The sequence below is a fragment of the Ruegeria sp. CI1 genome, from assembly GCF_056536925.1.
Map to the genome: position 1 here is coordinate 129,671 of NZ_JBQFQP010000002.1, position 17,443 is coordinate 147,113.

Annotated in this window: 13 protein-coding genes; 11 read left to right on the forward strand and 2 right to left on the reverse strand. The window is 62.0% G+C overall.

Features of this window, described 5'->3' with window-relative positions; all coding sequences use genetic code 11:
* Nucleotides 1-38 precede the first annotated feature (38 nt).
* From ACR0LZ_RS02610 to ACR0LZ_RS02630, 5 genes are all read left to right on the forward strand, one after another.
* Nucleotides 39-893 (forward strand): LysR substrate-binding domain-containing protein, encoded by an 855-nt coding sequence (locus ACR0LZ_RS02610; protein ID WP_480748216.1) that lies wholly within the window; start codon nucleotides 39-41, stop codon nucleotides 891-893.
* Nucleotides 894-1,041: 148 nt separating this feature from the next.
* On the forward strand, nucleotides 1,042-2,145 hold the full coding sequence (folE2, locus tag ACR0LZ_RS02615) for a GTP cyclohydrolase FolE2 (protein ID WP_480748217.1): 1,104 nt from the start codon (nucleotides 1,042-1,044) through the stop codon (nucleotides 2,143-2,145).
* Between the two features lie 284 nt (nucleotides 2,146-2,429).
* The gene (locus tag ACR0LZ_RS02620; protein WP_480748218.1) at nucleotides 2,430-3,221 is read left to right on the forward strand and encodes a hypothetical protein; all 792 of its coding nucleotides are present in this window, start codon (nucleotides 2,430-2,432) and stop codon (nucleotides 3,219-3,221) included.
* A 52-nt stretch (nucleotides 3,222-3,273) separates the two neighbouring features.
* On the forward strand, nucleotides 3,274-4,722 hold the full coding sequence (locus tag ACR0LZ_RS02625; protein WP_480748219.1) for a TrkH family potassium uptake protein: 1,449 nt from the start codon (nucleotides 3,274-3,276) through the stop codon (nucleotides 4,720-4,722).
* A complete protein-coding gene (locus tag ACR0LZ_RS02630; protein ID WP_480748220.1) occupies nucleotides 4,722-6,296 on the forward strand; it encodes a 5-guanidino-2-oxopentanoate decarboxylase in 1,575 nt (524 codons plus the stop codon). The genes ACR0LZ_RS02625 and ACR0LZ_RS02630 overlap by 1 nt, the downstream gene beginning before the upstream one ends.
* A gap of 70 nt (nucleotides 6,297-6,366) precedes the next feature.
* Here ACR0LZ_RS02630 and ACR0LZ_RS02635 read toward each other — a convergent pair whose 3' ends face one another.
* Nucleotides 6,367-8,109: a serine protease gene (locus ACR0LZ_RS02635; RefSeq protein WP_480748221.1), complete on the reverse strand. Its 1,743-nt coding sequence runs from the start codon at nucleotides 8,107-8,109 to the stop codon at nucleotides 6,367-6,369.
* Between the two features lie 214 nt (nucleotides 8,110-8,323).
* On the opposite strand from ACR0LZ_RS02635, the gene ACR0LZ_RS02640 reads away from it, so the two are divergent.
* The gene (locus ACR0LZ_RS02640; RefSeq protein WP_480748222.1) at nucleotides 8,324-9,253 is read left to right on the forward strand and encodes a glycine--tRNA ligase subunit alpha; all 930 of its coding nucleotides are present in this window, start codon (nucleotides 8,324-8,326) and stop codon (nucleotides 9,251-9,253) included.
* Between the two features lie 14 nt (nucleotides 9,254-9,267).
* Here the strand turns inward: ACR0LZ_RS02640 and ACR0LZ_RS02645 are convergent, their stop codons facing one another.
* Nucleotides 9,268-9,900, reverse strand: a complete 633-nt coding sequence (locus tag ACR0LZ_RS02645; RefSeq protein WP_480748223.1) for a MarC family protein — start codon at nucleotides 9,898-9,900, stop codon at nucleotides 9,268-9,270.
* A gap of 91 nt (nucleotides 9,901-9,991) precedes the next feature.
* Between ACR0LZ_RS02645 and ACR0LZ_RS02650 the strand changes: the two genes are divergently transcribed.
* From ACR0LZ_RS02650 to ACR0LZ_RS02670, 5 genes are all read left to right on the forward strand, one after another.
* Complete coding sequence (locus ACR0LZ_RS02650; protein ID WP_480748224.1) at nucleotides 9,992-10,516, forward strand: DUF6446 family protein; 525 nt, start codon at nucleotides 9,992-9,994, stop codon at nucleotides 10,514-10,516.
* 9 nt (nucleotides 10,517-10,525) lie between these two features.
* Complete coding sequence (gene gltS, locus ACR0LZ_RS02655; RefSeq protein WP_480748225.1) at nucleotides 10,526-11,722, forward strand: sodium/glutamate symporter; 1,197 nt, start codon at nucleotides 10,526-10,528, stop codon at nucleotides 11,720-11,722.
* Nucleotides 11,723-11,731: 9 nt separating this feature from the next.
* On the forward strand, nucleotides 11,732-13,939 hold the full coding sequence (gene glyS / locus ACR0LZ_RS02660; protein WP_480748226.1) for a glycine--tRNA ligase subunit beta: 2,208 nt from the start codon (nucleotides 11,732-11,734) through the stop codon (nucleotides 13,937-13,939).
* An 87-nt stretch (nucleotides 13,940-14,026) separates the two neighbouring features.
* Nucleotides 14,027-16,567 (forward strand): putative PEP-binding protein, encoded by a 2,541-nt coding sequence (locus ACR0LZ_RS02665; protein WP_480748227.1) that lies wholly within the window; start codon nucleotides 14,027-14,029, stop codon nucleotides 16,565-16,567.
* 187 nt (nucleotides 16,568-16,754) lie between these two features.
* On the forward strand, nucleotides 16,755-17,396 hold the full coding sequence (locus tag ACR0LZ_RS02670; RefSeq protein ID WP_480748228.1) for a cell wall hydrolase: 642 nt from the start codon (nucleotides 16,755-16,757) through the stop codon (nucleotides 17,394-17,396).
* The last annotated feature ends 47 nt before the right edge of the window (nucleotides 17,397-17,443 follow it).

Consider the following 17,443-nt stretch of genomic DNA (forward strand, 5'->3'; position numbering starts at 1 on the left):
AATATCTTGGTCAGCATTAGATTTTCTGTAGGCATATCGTGAAACTCCCCCCGTTGAACGCACTCAGGGCCTTTGAATGCGCCGCACGGACCGGCAGCTTTGCCGCTGCGGGCAACGAGCTTGGCGTAACCCCCGCAGCCGTCAGCCTGCAGGTCAGGAACCTCGAAGACTGGCTGGGCCGACAATTGTTTGCCCGCAAGGCGAACCAGATTCGGCTGACGGATGCCGGACGGGACTATTATGCAAACGCCGCCTCGGCCCTGACCGACATTTCGCGCTTCACCGAAGCCCTGACCGAAAGCGATCCCCGGCGGCCACTCACAATTAGCGCCACCCCGGCCTTGGCGGAATTGTGGTTGCCGTCACGGCTCGCCCGGTTTGCCACGCAGCGCCCGGATGTGCCCGTCGCCTTGCGGGTCGAGGCCGAGGAGGTCGATCTGGATCAGCATGGGATCGATGCCCGGCTGAGCTATGGTGGCGAGTTGCCGGACTATAAGATCACACCGCTTTTCTACGATCATTTGATTCCGGTGGCGCGCACGGCATGCGACCCGGCCACCAGCCGCCGCGTGACGGTCAACTGGGGCAGCACCATCGGGTCAGTTCCGGGCTGGTCTGCCTGGTTTTCCGCGGCTGGCCTGTCAACCGGGGCGCAGGCGGGCATCTCTGCGCCCTCTGTCCCTGCCGCGCTGGCACTGGTCGTGGCGGGGGCCGGGGTTGCGCTTTTACCCGAACGAATAATCGACGTGGCGCTGAAAGCAGGGCAGGTCCTGCGCTGCCCGGGACCGGCCCTGGCGATGCCGCGCCCTTACGTGGCGATCACCGCGCACCACAAATCACGCTCGCGCCGCTTGTCGGAATTGCTGACGATCCTGACCCGGGAATCCGGCTGAATCCTGTTCGCAGGACGGTTTCAGTCGCGAAGAGGCGGTTTTTGCACGATTTCCGGTGCGGATCTTGGTAGATCAGCGGGAAAGCACTAGATTGGAACTTGTGGGAAAGTCGTCTATATACTTGACGACCTGACCAGGAAACGCGCCGATGAACATCCACCCTCGCGACATTGACGAGAACCCCAATCGTGAACAGGCCGCCGAAGCGCTGGCACTGTTGCGGAAATGGGTGAAAACCGCCAACGCGGCCGAGATCAGCCAGCTGGACCCGGCGGTTGCCCGTCTGGTGCCCGGTCTGGTGCCGGTGAACTATCCGGCGCTGTCGCGTGACTACCCCGAGGAATTCGCGGTCGACGACGCCTACAAGGCGACGCTGCCCGATCTACAGAACGGGCCGGCCAGCCTGATCCGGGGCGCGAAACAACAGATTCAGCATGTGGGCATCTCGAATTTCCGCCTGCCGATTCGCTTTCACCGCAAGCATGGCGAGGATCTGACGCTGGAAACTTCGGTGACCGGCACCGTCAGCCTTGAGGCCGAGAAAAAGGGCATCAACATGTCCCGGATCATGCGGTCCTTCTACAAGCATGCCGAGCGTACCTTCAGTTTCGAGGTGATCGAGGCGGCTCTGAGCGACTACATGACCGATCTGGACAGCTTCGATGCCCGTATCCAGATGCGGTTTTCCTATCCCGACCGGATCGAAAGCCTGCGTTCGGGCCTGTCGGGTTACCAGTATTACGACATCGCGCTGGAATTGGTCGAACAGGGCGGCGTGCGGCAAAAGATCATCCATCTGGATTACGTCTATTCCTCGACCTGCCCCTGTTCGCTGGAACTCAGTGAACACGCGCGTGCGATGCGCGGGCAACTGGCCACGCCGCATTCGCAGCGCTCGGTGGCGCGGATTTCGGCGGTGGTGGACCCGGACGCCGATTGCCTGTGGTTCGAGGATCTGATTGCGCTGTGCCGTCGTGCGGTGCCGACCGAGACGCAGGTCATGGTCAAGCGCGAGGACGAACAAGCCTTTGCCGAGCTGAACGCCGCCAACCCGATTTTTGTCGAGGATGCCGCGCGCCTTTTTTGCGCCGAACTGCAGGCCGACCACCATATCGGTGATTTTCGGGTGATCGCCAGCCATCAGGAAAGCCTGCACAGTCATGACGCGGTCTCGATCCTGACCGAAGGCTCGACCTTTGCCGCATCCAGCCTCGACCCCAAGCTGTTCAACACTCTCTTCCACGTCGGCTGACCCCGATTGTCCGCATAGCGCGCAACCGGTGATTTTCCGCCGAGTTTCACCCGTTACGCTGCGTCGCGGCAATTAATGCTGCGCATGCGGAAGAAATTGACCTAAGGTCATCCCGTAAGCAACTGCCGTCCCTGTCGGCGGGTTGGTCAAAAGCGGACTAGGCCTTTGATGTACAATACCTTTGTTGGCAAGGCGCGTCACCGCCAGATACCTGTTAACCAGTGGCCTGATTCTCTTTCTTCACCTGCTCCTGCTTGCTTTTTCCTTATAGGAGACACTCTTCAATGAATCCGATTTCCCAACCGTTCGAATATCAAGCCGCCGCGATGCGCTTGGCGGGCTATGTTCTGACAAACAATCTGCGGATCATGCAGATCATGACACGCTCGGCCCTTGATGCACCAATGGCGCAAGTGCGCGCGCTTCAGGCCGCCTCTTCGGTACCATCTTGCCAGGCTCGCACAGAACGCGATGTTCAACCAGAGCCAAAGGCAACTGCCAAAACCTATAGTACCGAAGCCAAACCGACGTTCCAGACAAAACAAGCCGCGCCGATCAACACACAGAAAACACGGAAAGTTTCCGAAGTCGTCCCCAAGACAACAGCGCCAACGCAAGCACCGAAACCAGAGCACGCTTCGGCCCAAAAGGCTCAGGAAGGCGGCGCGCAGGCAGCGGTGGCGCCTGAAACTAGCGTAAAACCCGCAACACCCGATCAGCCGACTGGGCAAGTGCAGAAACCGGTTCAGAAAGAGGCCAAAACAGCTCCGAAATCGATGGTCGCAGATAAGAATCCCGTGGCAACGACACCAGAACCACAGCCTTCACGGGATGAGGCAGCGAATGCCGGTATAGATGGCAAGCCGACGCTGCCGGGTAAAAGCCCCATGGTGTCAGAGGCCAACAGGGCGGACGTAACGACCAAACCCGTGGCGCCCGAGGTATCACCGCCCAAATCTCCACCGGTTCGTTCGGCCTCCACCAAAAAGTCCGCGTCAAAGGCATCGCCCCGCAGAACGCGGAAACCATCACGGCCGCCGACAATGCCGGGACCAAAGCCCAAAACCGACGGTTAGACAGCGGCCTTTGCCTTGACAGTGCCGGAATGACGCGCCAACGCTGCGCGTCATGATTGACCTACGCCCTGTCGGATACGTGATCGGCCTTCTGGTCGCCATTCTTGGCGCGACCATGCTGTTTCCGATGCTTGCCGACCTGATCGAGGGGCGCGGTGAGTGGCATGTGTTTCTCGAAAGCGGGGTCATCACACTGCTTTCGGGCACCGTGCTGGCGCTCAGCTGCGCCAACGGCGTGCGCGAGGGTCTGACGATCCGGCAGACATTTCTGGTCACAACAACCGTCTGGGTCGCCCTGCCGTTCTTCGGGGCGCTGCCGCTGATGTTCGGGGCCACGGAACTGCGTTTCGTGGACGCGTTCTTCGAGGCGATGTCGGGTCTCACCACAACCGGCTCGACAGTAATCGCCGGTCTTGATGATTTGCCGCGCGGAATTCTTTTGTGGCGCGGTATCCTGCAGTGGCTTGGCGGGATCGGGATCATCGTCGTGGCAATGGTGTTCCTGCCCGAACTGCGCGTCGGCGGCATGCAGATCTTCCGTTCGGAAGGGTTTGAAACCATGGGGAAAATCTTGCCGCGCGCGCAAGAGATCGCGGGGCAGATTGCCTATATCTACATTGCTCTGACGGCCATTTGCGCCTTGGTCTACACCACTTTGGGGATGAGCTTTTTTGATGCGCTGGTGCACGCGATGACAACGATTGCCACCGGAGGGTTTTCCAACTACGACGCGTCGTTCGGTACCTTCTCGGGTCCGGCGGAATACGCGGCATCGATCTTCATGATCGTCGCGGCGCTTCCCTTTGTCCGCTACGTCCAACTGGTGAACGGTTCCGCTCAACCCCTTTGGCGCGACAGCCAGATCCGGGCCTTCCTGGCGACCATTGCCGTTCTTGTCATCATCACCACCATTGTCCTGACTAACATCTTCCCCCGTCACATCGAACAGGCCTTCCGCGAGGCGCTGTTCAACATCACCTCGATCATTTCGGGAACGGGATATGCCAGCGTCGATTACATGAACTGGGGCAGTTTCCTGATCGCCGTCTTTTTCTTCATCGGCCTGATCGGCGGCTGCGCCGGATCAACCGCCTGTTCGATCAAGATCTTCCGCTATCAGCTGCTGTTCGCCTCGATCAAGACCCAGATTCAGCGTACCCGGTCGCCCCACGGTATATTCACCCCCCGATATGATGGACGCCCCGTCGGCCCCGATGTCCTCAGCTCGGTCATGAGCTTTTTCGTGTTCTTCGTGGTGTCGATGGGAATCCTGTCCTGGGGGCTGGCACTGACCGGGCTCGACTTCATCACCGCTGTGTCCGGTGCCGCCGCCGCACTGGCCAATATCGGCCCCGGCCTCGGTCCGCAAATCGGCCCCTCGGGCAATTTCGCGGGGCTGAACGACACCGCGAAATGGATGTTGTCCGCCGGGATGCTGATCGGGCGGCTGGAACTTCTGGCCGTTTACGTGATCTTCACCCGCAAATTCTGGAGAAACTGATGAAAAGGCCACTCGGCGCGCAGATATCGCACATGCTCAGGGATCGTGGGGTTGATGTCATCTTTGGTATTCCCGGTGTTCATAATCAGGAAATGTACCGGGGCATCGAAGAGGCCGGCATCACCCATATCCTGACCCGCCACGAACAAGGTGCAGGGTTCATGGCCGACGGCTATGCGCGGGCGACGGGCAGACCGGGGGTGGCTTACGTGATCACCGGGCCGGGCCTGTGCAACATCATGACGCCGATGGGGCAGGGGTATTCGGATTCGGTTCCGATGCTGGTTATCTCCTCCTGCCTTGACGAGGTTTCGGCACGTCGCGGGCAACTGCACCAGATGAAGGATCAAGAGGCGGCGGCGGCCACGGTTTGCGACTGGTCCCATTGCGCCAACTCTCCCCAGGCCGCCTATGGCCTGATCGAACGCGCCTTTGAAGAGTTCGAGATCAATCGCCCGCGGCCCAAGCACATTCAGGTGCCGATCGCCCAGCTGCAGGGTGATGCCGAACCCGCGCCGTTCCCGTTCCAGCCCGCGCTGCGCACCAAGGCGCTCAAGCCCGATGTCGCCCCAGTCATTTCCATGCTGAACACCGCGCGGCGACCCCTGTTCATTCTGGGTGGCGGGACGAAATCGAACCTGTGGCGGCAGATCCTGACACAGCTGGGTGCGGCCTGCTTCACCACATATACCGGACGTGGGTTGGCGGGGGTGGGATATGCGCTCGATTTCGGCGCGACGCTGGCCCGCCCGGGCAGCGCCGAGGTGATCGCATCCGCCGATCTGGTGGTGGCGGTCGGAACCGAACTTGCCGAGGTCGACCTGTGGCGCACCGATCTGGGCCACAAGGCACCGCTGATCCGCGTCGATATCGACACCGAAGTCCTGGCCGACGGCCACCGCGCGGCGGTCAAGCTGCAGGCAGATGGCGAAAGTTTCGCCCGCGCGCTCTGGTCCGAATCCGAGACCCTGAAAACGGCAACCGGTTGGAACGCCCAAGAGGTAGCCGAGACAAAGGCGCGCTGGCGGGCCGAGGTTGACGCCGAACGCCCGGGCATCGTTCGTGTCGCGGATGCGCTCAAGGCCGCCATGCCGGCGGAAACGATGATCTATTCCGACATGACCCAGTTTGCCTATGTGGCCAAGGAAGTGTGGGACATGCCCTATCCCTATCACTGGCACCACCCCACAGGGTTTGGCACATTGGGTTATGCCCTGCCTGCCGGGATCGGCGGCGCGGTCGGTCGGCGCGGCAAGCCGACGGTGGTGATCGCCGGCGACTACGGGTTTCACTATACGATGCAGGAATTGGGCGTGGCGGTCGAACTCGGCCTGCCGCTGCCGATCATCCTGTGGGACAACGGCAAACTGAAAGAGATCGAGGACAGCATGGTGCGGAGTCAGATCGCGCCAAATGCGGTCATCGCCCGCAACCCTGATTTCTGCAAACTGGCCGAAGCCTTTGGCGCTGCTGCGGCCGCCCCCCAAACATTGGACGAGATGCAAACGGCGGTGCGTACCGCGTTCAGGGCCAACGGGCCAACCCTGATCCGTGTGACCCCGGATATCGCCTGATCCACGCAGACAAACTGAAAAAGCCCGCAGCGTGCAAGGCTGCGGGCTTTTGCGTTTCGAAACAAGTGTATCAGTCCCAGCAGCTGACCAGAACCGTCATTCCCAGCGCCCGACGCAGCAACTCGTTCGGCGTGACGCTCTCTGCACCGCTCGCCGCTTGCGGGCTCAGCCCCTTGTCGGCCAGCGCGGTTTCCAGCGCTACGGACGCTGCCGCCAGGCTGACATCGACCGGCAGCGTCTGCCCGGTCTTGGGATCGGGCAGAAGCATGCCCAGAACCGCGCCAGTCTGGTCGAATACCGGCCCTCCGGCATCGCCACTTTGCGCCTCAAGCTCCAGCCGGGACGTTCTAGCGTTGCCATCAAGCCCCCGGATATCGGCCAGCTTGCCATAGGTCAGCGTGGGCGAGCCCAACGCGCCCTCATAGGAAAAGCCCGCCACCGCAACCTCGGATTGCAGGCGCGGCGTGGCGGTCACGAACTGTGCCACCGACATCGGTGCAAGCGTCTCGGTCGGGCGCAGCAGGGCCACGCCAAGACTTGTATCGCCGCCGATGACTTCGGCGACATGATCGTCGTTCAGGGTGATCCGGGCGCAGCCCTCGGTCACTTCGCTCACCGTGGCGACCGTGCCGCTGGCATCGACGAAAAAGCCCGACCGCGACAGCCGGGGCTTGCGGATGTTGAGACCGGCCATCAGGTCGATGCTTTGCCCGTCATCTACGCCCGCGCTGTCCGCAAGCACTCCGCCCAGTCGGGTGAAACTGGCCTTCATGCTTGCCAGAACCCGCGCGCGACGGGCTTCATCCCCGTCAGGCCAGACCAGAGTAAAGCCCTTGATCTGTCCATCCTGCAACCCGGCCTGGGTATAGCTGACGATCCCCTTGCCGCGCCCCTCCAGCGTAAAGCTGTCGCGGCTGAACTCGCGCGGGCCGTCCAGCGGCACGATCTCCAGCGACTGCATGACATCGAATAGGCCGCGCAGTGTCGCCTGATCGCCCTGCTGGCTGATCAGCAAAACCCGCACCCCCAGATCCGAGGCGCTGTCGAAATGCGCAAACGGCGCCTCATAGCGGGAAAATGCAACCGCCTCCAACGGCAGGTCCATCTCGATCCCGGCATCGCGGTCGGCATGGCGCTTCATCCCCACGCTGATCAGCGGCGCATTATAGTCGTCCATCAGGATCTTGCGCTGCTTCGTGGTCAGAACGCCGGTTTCCTGAAACCCGTTACCATATTGCCAGTCCGCCATCGAGCGGCGTGTCCCGGCCCCAAAAGCCCCGTCAATCGCCGAGTTGTAGAACCCGGCGGCCTGCAGGGCGATCTGCAAACCCTTGCGCTCTTCCGCGGTCAAAAGCCGCTCGCTCTGGCGCGCTTCGGCCACGGTTTCATCCGGCAGATCGCTTAGCGACTGCACCGCTGTCTGTGTCTGTTCCGGGCTTTCCACAGGCGCGGTTTGCGTGGCAGGTGCCTGTGCAGAGGCGCCAATCGGCCAGAACTGCTGGCCCAATGCGCCGGGCAGGGCGATGAAACTGTCCTGCGGGATTTGCCCTTCGATGCGATAGACGCGCAGCACCTGTTCTGCGTCGGACCGGGCATAAGGCCCAAGCACGATCGCGTACCAGCCCTGACGCAGCTGGAACCCGTTCACGTCGGCCAGATAGTCCGTATAAACCTGTGCGCGATCCTGCGCCTCGCGCAGGGATGGCAGCGCTTCGATCTGAACCCAGACCGCGTCGTCCTGGCCTTGCTGCGCCACCGCAGCGCCCAATCCAAAGAAAATAAAAACGACCAAAGTCGCGAATGCTCGTATCATTTGTTGTCCCGTGTTCCGTGGGCTTATCGTTGTCAAAGCTTATGCAGGATTTTCCATCAAATGCCATGCCTGCCGCCATTGATCGCCCGGGTGTGGCGGTCGGGCGACAGCACGGGCCGGGTCGGGCGACAAAGGGCCGTTGACGCCCCCCGACCCCTTGCATAGGAAAGGCAAAACCCATTGGAACCGGGTGGACGCACCCAGAAGGACCGCCATGACCGACAAGCCCAACGCGCCGCGCTCTTTTCAGGAGATCATCCTGCGTCTGCAATCCTATTGGGCGTCAAAGGGATGCGCCATCCTGCAACCCTATGACATGGAGGTCGGCGCCGGTACCTTCCACCCGGCCACCACTCTGCGCGCTTTGGGGTCCAAACCCTGGGCTGCTGCCTACGTGCAGCCATCCCGCCGCCCTACTGACGGGCGCTATGGCGAAAACCCGAACCGTTTGCAGCATTACTATCAGTATCAGGTGCTGATCAAACCCAGCCCGCCAAACCTGCAAGAGCTCTATCTCGGTTCTCTGGAAGCCATCGGAATCGACATGGGCCTGCACGACATCCGTTTTGTCGAAGATGACTGGGAAAGCCCCACGCTGGGCGCATGGGGTCTGGGATGGGAGGTCTGGTGCGACGGCATGGAGGTCAGCCAGTTCACCTATTTCCAGCAGGTCGGCGGCCATGACTGCACTCCGGTCTCGGGCGAGCTGACTTATGGTCTGGAACGTCTGGCCATGTACGTGCTGGGCATCGACCACGTGATGGACATGCCCTTCAATGACCCCGACGCGCCCAGCCCGCTCAGCTATGGCGACATCTTCAAACAGACCGAAGAGGAATACGCCCGCTGGAACTTCGACGTGGCCAACACCGAGGTGCTGCTCAGGCATTTCCAAGAGGCCGAGGCCGAATGCGCCGCGATCCTCGCGCAGGACCATGACGATCCCAAAACCGGCAAGCGCATCGTGATGGCGCACCCCGCGTACGACCAGTGCATCAAGGCCAGCCACATCTTCAACCTGCTCGACGCGCGCGGGGTGATCTCGGTCACGGAACGCCAGGCCTATATTGGCCGGGTGCGTGCCCTGGCCAAACAATGCGCCGATGCCTTCGTGCAGACGGAGGCGGGCGGGCAGGCGGCCTGATGGGGTTGCTTCACTCAGGCCAGTCCCGGCAGCAACGCCTTGAGCCCGTCGGTGATCATGCCTATCGCGATGGCGGCAAGGATCATCCCCATGAACCGGCTCATGATCACACGGGCGGTGGTGGACAGGCGTTGCGACAGTGCCGCCGCATTCCAGAACGTCACCGCCAGCAAGGCCACAGCCAACAGAAAGACTGCGACATATCCGATCAGATGCGCGGTGCCCGTGATCTTGTGGGCATAGATGATCAGCGTGGTGATGGTGCCGGGACCGACCAGAATGGGAAAGGCCAGCGGATAAAAGGCCACCGTCTCGGCGTCGGGATAGTCCTGTTTTTCCCCTTTTGTGCCGTGGTGCGAACTGGTTTCGCTTCCGTGCAGCATGTTGAACGCGATATAAAGAACCACCAGACCGCCCGCGACACGGAAATCATCGACGCTGATCCCGAACAGCTTCAGCACCTGCGCCCCAACGGCGGCAAAGCCCGCGCCCAGAATGATGCAATACAGCGCCGTTTTCAGCGCGATCTTGCGCTGATCCGCCACCGAGGCGCCACTGGTCACACTCAGGAAAACCGGCAGGTTGGTGACCGGGTTCATGATGGCAAAAAGCGCACCGAAAAATCCGACGGCAAAACTGGTATCCATGTCCGGCGCTCCCCTCTTATCTGCCGCCGGTCCAAACCTGACCGATTTTTGACTGCCCTGAAAGGGGCGGCCTGACCCAAGGAGTCCGACTATGACGGGAAAGATACTGGTTGCGATCCTTCTGGCGTGCTGTGTCGCGGCGGGTGCGGCGATGTATTATCTGCAGGTCTACGGGTTCTACTACGACGTGGCCGCCCGTCCGGGTCAGGACGTGGAACTGCTGGCCAGTGCCGACGGAATTCCCGTGGCGATCGAGTATACGGATTTCAGCGCGATCGACGCTGACAGCTCTCCGATCCGCTACCGCGCCTGTTTCCGGACAAATCTCAGCCTCGAGGACCTCTCGACGAAATATGCCGCCGTGGACGCCGCCGAACCCCTGACCGCGCCGGGCTGGTTCGACTGTTTCGACGCGGTAGAGATCGGCGTGGCGTTGAAAGACGGCACCGCGCGCGCCTATCTCGGGGCCAAGAACATCCATTTCGGCGTCGACCGCATCGTGGCCATCACCGAAACCGGACAGGGCTATGTCTGGCATGTTCTCAACAATTGTGGGCAAAAGGCCTATGATGGCACGGTGGTGGGCGAAGAATGCCCGTCGCGGCCCGAAGGATAGACGGCGCGCATGGACATACCGGCCTTCATCACCGTCACCCTTGGTTTTGCGGTCTATCTGAGCGGGGCCGCCATCAACGCGCGCTTGGCCGTTCTGCGACGCTACAACATCCCGGAACCGGTGACCGGCGGCCTGCTGGCCTCCGCCCTTTTGCTGGCGCTCTATCTGGCGTCGGGGGTCGAGCTCGGGTTCGATCTGCGCCCGCGCGACTTTCTGTTGGTGCTGTTCTTTGCCGGGATCGGCCTGAATGCGCGGTTTTCCGATCTGGTGGCCGGGGGCAAACCACTGCTTTTTCTGCTGATCATCACCCTCATCTGCATGATCGCGCAGAACCTGATCGGCGTCGCCGGGGCGTGGCTTTTCGGTTTTCCCGCCCGGGCGGGCGTGCTGTTCGGCTCGGCCTCGCTGATCGGCGGGCATGGCACCGCCATCGCATGGGCACCACAGGTGGCCGACCTGACCGGTTTTCAGGGCGCGACCGAACTGGGCGTCGCCGTCGCCACGCTGGGGCTCGTTCTGGCCGCCATCGTTGGCGGCCCGGTGGCAAAATACCTGGTCGAGAAAAACAGTCTGACCTCCTCCGACCCCGATCAGGAACTGACCATCGGCGTATCCGACGAGGGGGGCAGCCATGGCAGGATCGACCACCACGCAATCATGCGGGTTTTGCTGCATCTCAACATCTCCATCGTCCTTGGTTTCTTCGCGCATCAGGCTGTTCAGGCCGCAGGCGTCATGCTGCCGCTTTTCGTGCCTTGCCTGATCATGGCCATCGTCGTGGGAAACCTGCGTACCGCGCTGTTTCCAGACGCACCCCCGGTCACCCGGACGGCTGCCCTTGGCCTGATCTCGGAATTCTCGCTTGGTGCGTTCCTGGCCATGTCGCTGATGAGCCTGCAACTCTGGACCATTGCGGGACAGGGCCTCGCCATCGCCACCATCATGCTGGCCCAGACCGCATTTACCATCGCTTTCGTCATATTTGGCCTCTTCGTCATCATGGGGCGCAGCTATATGGCGGCGGTGCTCGCCTCGGGCTTTGCCGGGTTCTCGCTGGGGGCCACTCCCACCGCGATTGCCAATATGACCGCCGTGACCAAGCAATATGGCCCGTCACCTCTTGCCTTTATCGTGCTCCCCCTTGTATCCGCCTTCTTCGTGGATATCGCCAATGCCATCGTCATCCAGACGATCGTCAATTTCTAAGGACCGACCATGCCCGACCTGCTGATCGAACTGTTTTCCGAGGAAATCCCCGCGCGCATGCAGGCGCGCGCAGGTGAGGATCTGAAAAAGCGGATCACCGATGGTCTGGTCGAGGCCGGTCTGACCTATGCCCATGCCGCAGCGCTGACCACGCCGCGCCGCCTGACATTGGCGGTCGAAGGGCTGTTGACGCAAAGCCCCACTATCCGGGAAGAACGCAAAGGCCCCAAGGTCGGCGCACCCGACAAGGCCGTCGAAGGTTTCCTGCGCGGTGCCGGTATCACCCGCGACCAGCTTGAGGAGCGTGACACCCCCAAGGGCGCGATCTATTTCGCTACCATCGAAAAGCCGGGCCGTCCGGCGGCCGAGATCGTGGCCGAAGTGCTCGAAGCCGCGATCCGCAATTTCCCCTGGCCCAAATCCATGCGCTGGGGCAGTTCCACCCTTCGCTGGGTGCGTCCTCTGCATTCGATCCTGTGCATCCTGACCGACGAGACCGACGCTCAAGTGGTGCCGCTTGAGGTCGAAGGCATCGCATCCGGCAACAGCACCGAAGGTCATCGTTTCATGGCGCCGGGCCGGTTTTCGGTCACTTCCTTCGACGACTATGCCGCCAAGCTCAAGCGCGCCTATGTGATGCTGTCGCCCAGCGAGCGGGCCGAGCATATCTGGAACGACGCCCAGAACCTCGCCTTCGCCGCCGGGCTGGATGTGGTCGAGGACAAGGGCCTGCTGGCCGAGGTCGCGGGGCTGGTCGAATGGCCCGTTGTCCTGATGGGGCAGATCGACGCCGAATTCCTCGACCTGCCACCCGAGGTGCTGCAGACCTCGATGAAAGAACATCAGAAATTCTTCTCGGTCCGCAATCCGAAAACAGGCCGGATTGAACGGTTCATCACCGTCGCCAACCGCGAAACCGCCGACAATGGCGCGACCATTCTGGCGGGCAATCAGAAAGTGCTGTCGGCGCGGCTGGCCGATGCCAAATTCTTCTGGGACAACGACCTGCGCGTGGCCCGGGCGGGCATGGACGAATGGAGCGATGCGCTGGAAAACGTGACCTTCCACAACAAGCTGGGCAGTCAGGGCGACCGCATCCGCCGCATTGCCGCACTGGCCCGCGAGTTGGCGCCCGTGACTGGTGCGGATGCCGATCAGGCCGAAACAGCGGCCAAGCTTGCCAAGGCCGATCTGAGCTCTGAAATGGTCTATGAATTCCCGGAACTTCAAGGGCTTATGGGGCGGTATTACATCGAAGCCGCGGGTCAGGACGCTGCCATCGCCGCCGTGGCGCAGGAGCATTACTCACCGCTCGGCCCCTCGGATGACGTGCCCACCGCACCGCTCTCGGTCACTGTCGCACTGGCAGACAAGCTGGACACGCTGACCGGCTTCTGGGCGATTGACGAAAAGCCCACCGGATCGAAAGACCCGTTTGCCCTGCGCCGGGCGGCGCTGGGGGTTATTCGGTTGGTGCTTGCCAATGATCTTCGCGTTTCGCTGGATCGACATGTCGACGCTCAACTGCTCCGCCACAAATACCACGCCCACGGCGGCGAGACCGCGCTGCGCGACCTGATCGACGAAATCGCCGATCATGGGGTTTTTGGTGCCGCCTTCCAGGCCGTTAAGGAAAAGCTGGGCGACAATGATATCCTGGATCAGGTCGGACGCGAGGTTCCCGATCTGTCTGCGGACCTTCTGTCATTCATCCACGATCGCCTCAAGGTCTTCCTCCGTGATGAGGGCATCCGCCACGACATCATCGACGCCTGTATCGCGATGGACGGCAACGATGACCTCAACCTGCTGGTCAAACGCGCCCGTGCGCTGAACGCGGTGATCGCGACCGAGGATGGCGAGAACCTTGTGCAGGGCTTCAAGCGCGCCAACAATATCCTGACCCAGGCCGAGGAACAGGACGGCGTGGAATATTCCTATGGCGCCGATATCAAGTTCGCCGAGGCCGACAGCGAAAAGGCGCTTTTTGCCGCGCTGACCGGGGCCGAGGCGAAAATCGCCCCCGCCCTCAAGGCCGAGGATTTCCCGGCGGCGATGGCGGCGATGGCGGCCCTGCGCGCGCCGATCGACGCCTTTTTCGAAGAGGTCCAGGTCAACACCGACAACGCGGTCGTTCGCCGCAACCGGCTGAACCTGCTGAACCAGATCCGCCAGGTCTGTTCTTCGGTTGCCGATTTGACCCGGATCGAAGGCTAAGTGACCGGGCGCGCGCCAAGCGCCCGATATCACCCTTGCACCACGGGCAAAGCCGCTTATGCTGCAGGCAAGCGAAAGGATGCCGCAGTGCAGAATAATCCGGACACGACCCTCATCACCCCAGACGCGCCGGTGGCGACAACAACCCATGGTGGACGGGCGAAATGCCTTCAGCGCCTTGTGCGCCTTGATCTGCCGGTGCCGCGCACCGTGGCGTTGTCCTTTGACGCGGTGCACCACATCGCCGAAGGCGAAATGCCCGACATCGCCGCCATTCTGGGACAATTCGACCCGGCGGCGCTGCTGTGCGTCCGACCCAGTTCCGAAGATCCAGACTGGGGCGGGCCGGGGGCCATACTGAACATCGGCATGAACGATGCCCGCTATGTCGATCTGTCCGACACGATGGGGGGCGAGGCGGCGGCCGCGCTTTACCTGCGCTTTGTGCAAAGCTACGCGATCCACGTGGCGCGGCTCGACCCGGACGAGTTCGACAATATCGAGGTCGATGGCCGCGAGGGGCTGCGCCAGTCGTTGCGCGCCTACGAGGAGGAAACCGACGAAAACTTCCCGCAGGACCGGGGCGAGCAACTGGCCGCCGTGCTGCGCTCGATGGCGCGGGCCTGGGATGGCACCACGGCCCGCCTGTTGCGACAGGCCAAGGGTGCGCCGGCGGATGCGGGTCTTGGGCTTGTGGTTCAGGAAATGATCCCCGGCGTCGGTCAGGGTGAATGCGGCTCAGGCGTGTTGCAGCTGATCGATCCGGTGACCGGCCTGTCGCAGATCACCGGCCGCTACCTCAGCCAGTCCCAGGGCCGCGACGCGTTGGGCGAGGGGGTCTCGGCGCTTTATCTCGAAAAGGACCCGCGCGGCCAGTCGCTCCAGGATGTCGCGCCCGAGGCATTTGCCGAGCTGAAAGACCACGCCGCCCTGATGCGCCGGAAACTGCGCGAGGAAATGCAGGTCGAGTTTGTGATCGAGAACGGCCATGTCCACATTCTCGATGGCGTCCGCGTCCAGCGCGGCGCGCGGGCGGCGGTACGCATCGCGGTGCATCTGGCCGAAGACGGCATCATCACCCCGCAAGAGGCGGTGATGCGGATCGATCCGCACTCGGTCAACGAGTTGCTGCACCGGCAGGTCCATCCCGAAACCAAGCGTGATGTGCTGGCAAGCGGCATTGGCGCCAGCCCAGGCGCGGCAACGGGCCGGATCGTCTTCACGGCAACCGAGGCGCAGGCCAGCGCGTCACGGCGCGAACCCTGTATTCTGGTACGCAGCGAAACCTCACCCGAAGACGTGCGCGGCATGCACGCGGCGGTCGCCGTTCTGACCGAAAAGGGTGGCATGACCAGCCACGCGGCGGTGATCGGGCGGGGCATGGGCCTGCCTTGCATCGTCGGGGCCTCAGAGATGCGGTTCCGGATGAAGGAAAAGCAGCTCGTCGCCCCGGACGGGCGCATCTTCAAGACCGGCGATATCCTGACCATCGACGGCAGTTCCGGCCAGGTTCTGGCGGGCGAGCCGGAAATGCTGGAGGCCGAGCAGGACGACTGTTTCCAGACCCTGATGGCCTGGGCCGACACCGAACGTGACATCGGTATCCGGGCCAATGCCGACACACCGCAGGATGCCCAGACCGCGCGCAATTTCAACGCGCAGGGCATCGGCCTGTGCCGGACCGAGCACATGTTCTTTGATCCGGGCCGCCTGACGGTGATGCGCGAAATGATCTTTGCCCAGACCCCGTCAGGGCGTGCGGCAGTGCTGGAACGTCTGCTGCCCATGCAACGTGATGATTTCGTACAGCTTTTCCGTATCATGGAAGGGCAACCGGTGTGTATCCGCCTGTTCGATCCGCCCTTGCACGAGTTTCTGCCCACCACCCGCAGCGGTCAGCGCGAACTGGCCGACGCGCTGGATCTGCCGGTCTCGGACGTCGAACGCCGGGTTGCGGCGATGACCGAATACAATCCCATGCTGGGCCTGCGCGGCGTGCGCCTGGGCGTCACCGTGCCGGAAATCTATGACATGCAGGCCCGCGCCATCTTCGAGGCGACGCTGGAGGCCAGCATGGAGGGTGCGCCGGTGGTACCCGAGGTGATGATCCCGCTGGTCTCTGCCAAGCGCGAGGTGGAACTGGTCAAGGCGCGCATCGATGCCGTGGCTGCGGCCGTGGCCTCGGAACGGGATCAGGAGTTCGACTATCGACTCGGCGTGATGGTGGAAACCCCGCGCGCCTGTCTGCGTGCCGAAGAAATCGCTCCGCATGTCGCGTTTCTGAGCTTCGGCACCAACGATCTGACGCAGATGACCTATGGTTTGTCGCGCGATGACGCGGGCCGGTTCATGTCGGCCTATGTGCGCCAGGGTGTTTTTGTCGAGGACCCGTTTCATGTCCTTGATACGGATGGGGTTGGCGAGCTGCTGCAACTGGGCGCTGAACGCGGTCGCAAAGCGCAACCGGACGTGACGCTTTCGGTCTGTGGTGAACACGGCGGGAACCCCGAATCAATCGCGTTTTGCCGGGCAGCGGGGTTCGACTATGTGTCATGCTCACCCTTCCGGGTGCCGGTCGCTCGGCTGGCTGCCGCTCAACTGGCGATATCCTCCAAACTTGGGGGTTGACAGGCGCATAATACACCAGGTTTAGTGGGGAAAACGTGGACTCTGGGTCACAGAATTTTGCTTGAATGGGCAAGATTCCACTTGCGTTTTTCCCTGAACTGGACCTTCGCCATCAAGTGGGTTATGAGCCTCCTCGCGCCCGCCGGGGGAGGGTATGGCGCTTAAGTGCCTGTGCGAGGTTTTCTGAATGATACGTTTTGTTGCTGCTGCGGCGGTCATGACCGCCTTTTTGTTGCCTACGACATCCAATGCGGAACGTGAGCCGGTCTATTCCGGTGGGTCCGAGGTGGTGAGCCGGAACGAACAACCGGGTCAGAGTTTTCGCGACTATCTGAAGTTTCTGAAGCCGAAAAAGGAAGCGGACCCGATCGAGGTCAGCTATACCCGCGACTGGCTCGACCAGCGACCCAAGGCGACAGGTGGTGAAAGATGGCAGTGCTTGGCCGAGGCTCTGTACTTCGAAGCCCGTGGCGAAAGCGTCAAGGGTCAGTTTGCCGTCGCCGAGGTCATCCTGAACCGCGTGGCGAACGAGCGGTTTCCCGATACGGTGTGTGGCGTCATTCGCCAGGGGACAGGTCGAAAGTACCAGTGCCAGTTCACCTATACATGCGACGGCCACAAGGAAGTGATCGCGGAAAAAGAAGCCTATGAACGTGTGGCCAAGGTCGCCCGTCTGGCGATTGACGGTGTGGCCGATGACATCACCGATGGTGCCACCCACTATCACACCAAGGCGGTCCGCCCGTCCTGGTCGCGCGTCTTCAAGGAAACCGCGCGCGTCGGAGTGCACATTTTCTACCGGCCCAACTACCGCACTGCCAGCAACTGATTGACGCACCCGCGCCGGAACCCTGATGGCAGGGTGCGCGCAAATGC

Coding starts and splice junctions, on each gene's coding strand:
- folE2 (WP_480748217.1), top strand. CDS start 1,042: ATGAACATCCACCCTCGCGACATTGACGAGAACCCCAATCGTGAACAG.
- ACR0LZ_RS02620 (WP_480748218.1), top strand. CDS start 2,430: ATGAATCCGATTTCCCAACCGTTCGAATATCAAGCCGCCGCGATGCGC.
- ACR0LZ_RS02625 (WP_480748219.1), top strand. CDS start 3,274: ATGATTGACCTACGCCCTGTCGGATACGTGATCGGCCTTCTGGTCGCC.
- ACR0LZ_RS02630 (WP_480748220.1), top strand. CDS start 4,722: ATGAAAAGGCCACTCGGCGCGCAGATATCGCACATGCTCAGGGATCGT.
- ACR0LZ_RS02635 (WP_480748221.1), bottom strand. CDS start 8,109: ATGATACGAGCATTCGCGACTTTGGTCGTTTTTATTTTCTTTGGATTG.
- ACR0LZ_RS02640 (WP_480748222.1), top strand. CDS start 8,324: ATGACCGACAAGCCCAACGCGCCGCGCTCTTTTCAGGAGATCATCCTG.
- ACR0LZ_RS02645 (WP_480748223.1), bottom strand. CDS start 9,900: ATGGATACCAGTTTTGCCGTCGGATTTTTCGGTGCGCTTTTTGCCATC.
- ACR0LZ_RS02650 (WP_480748224.1), top strand. CDS start 9,992: ATGACGGGAAAGATACTGGTTGCGATCCTTCTGGCGTGCTGTGTCGCG.
- gltS (WP_480748225.1), top strand. CDS start 10,526: ATGGACATACCGGCCTTCATCACCGTCACCCTTGGTTTTGCGGTCTAT.
- glyS (WP_480748226.1), top strand. CDS start 11,732: ATGCCCGACCTGCTGATCGAACTGTTTTCCGAGGAAATCCCCGCGCGC.
- ACR0LZ_RS02670 (WP_480748228.1), top strand. CDS start 16,755: ATGATACGTTTTGTTGCTGCTGCGGCGGTCATGACCGCCTTTTTGTTG.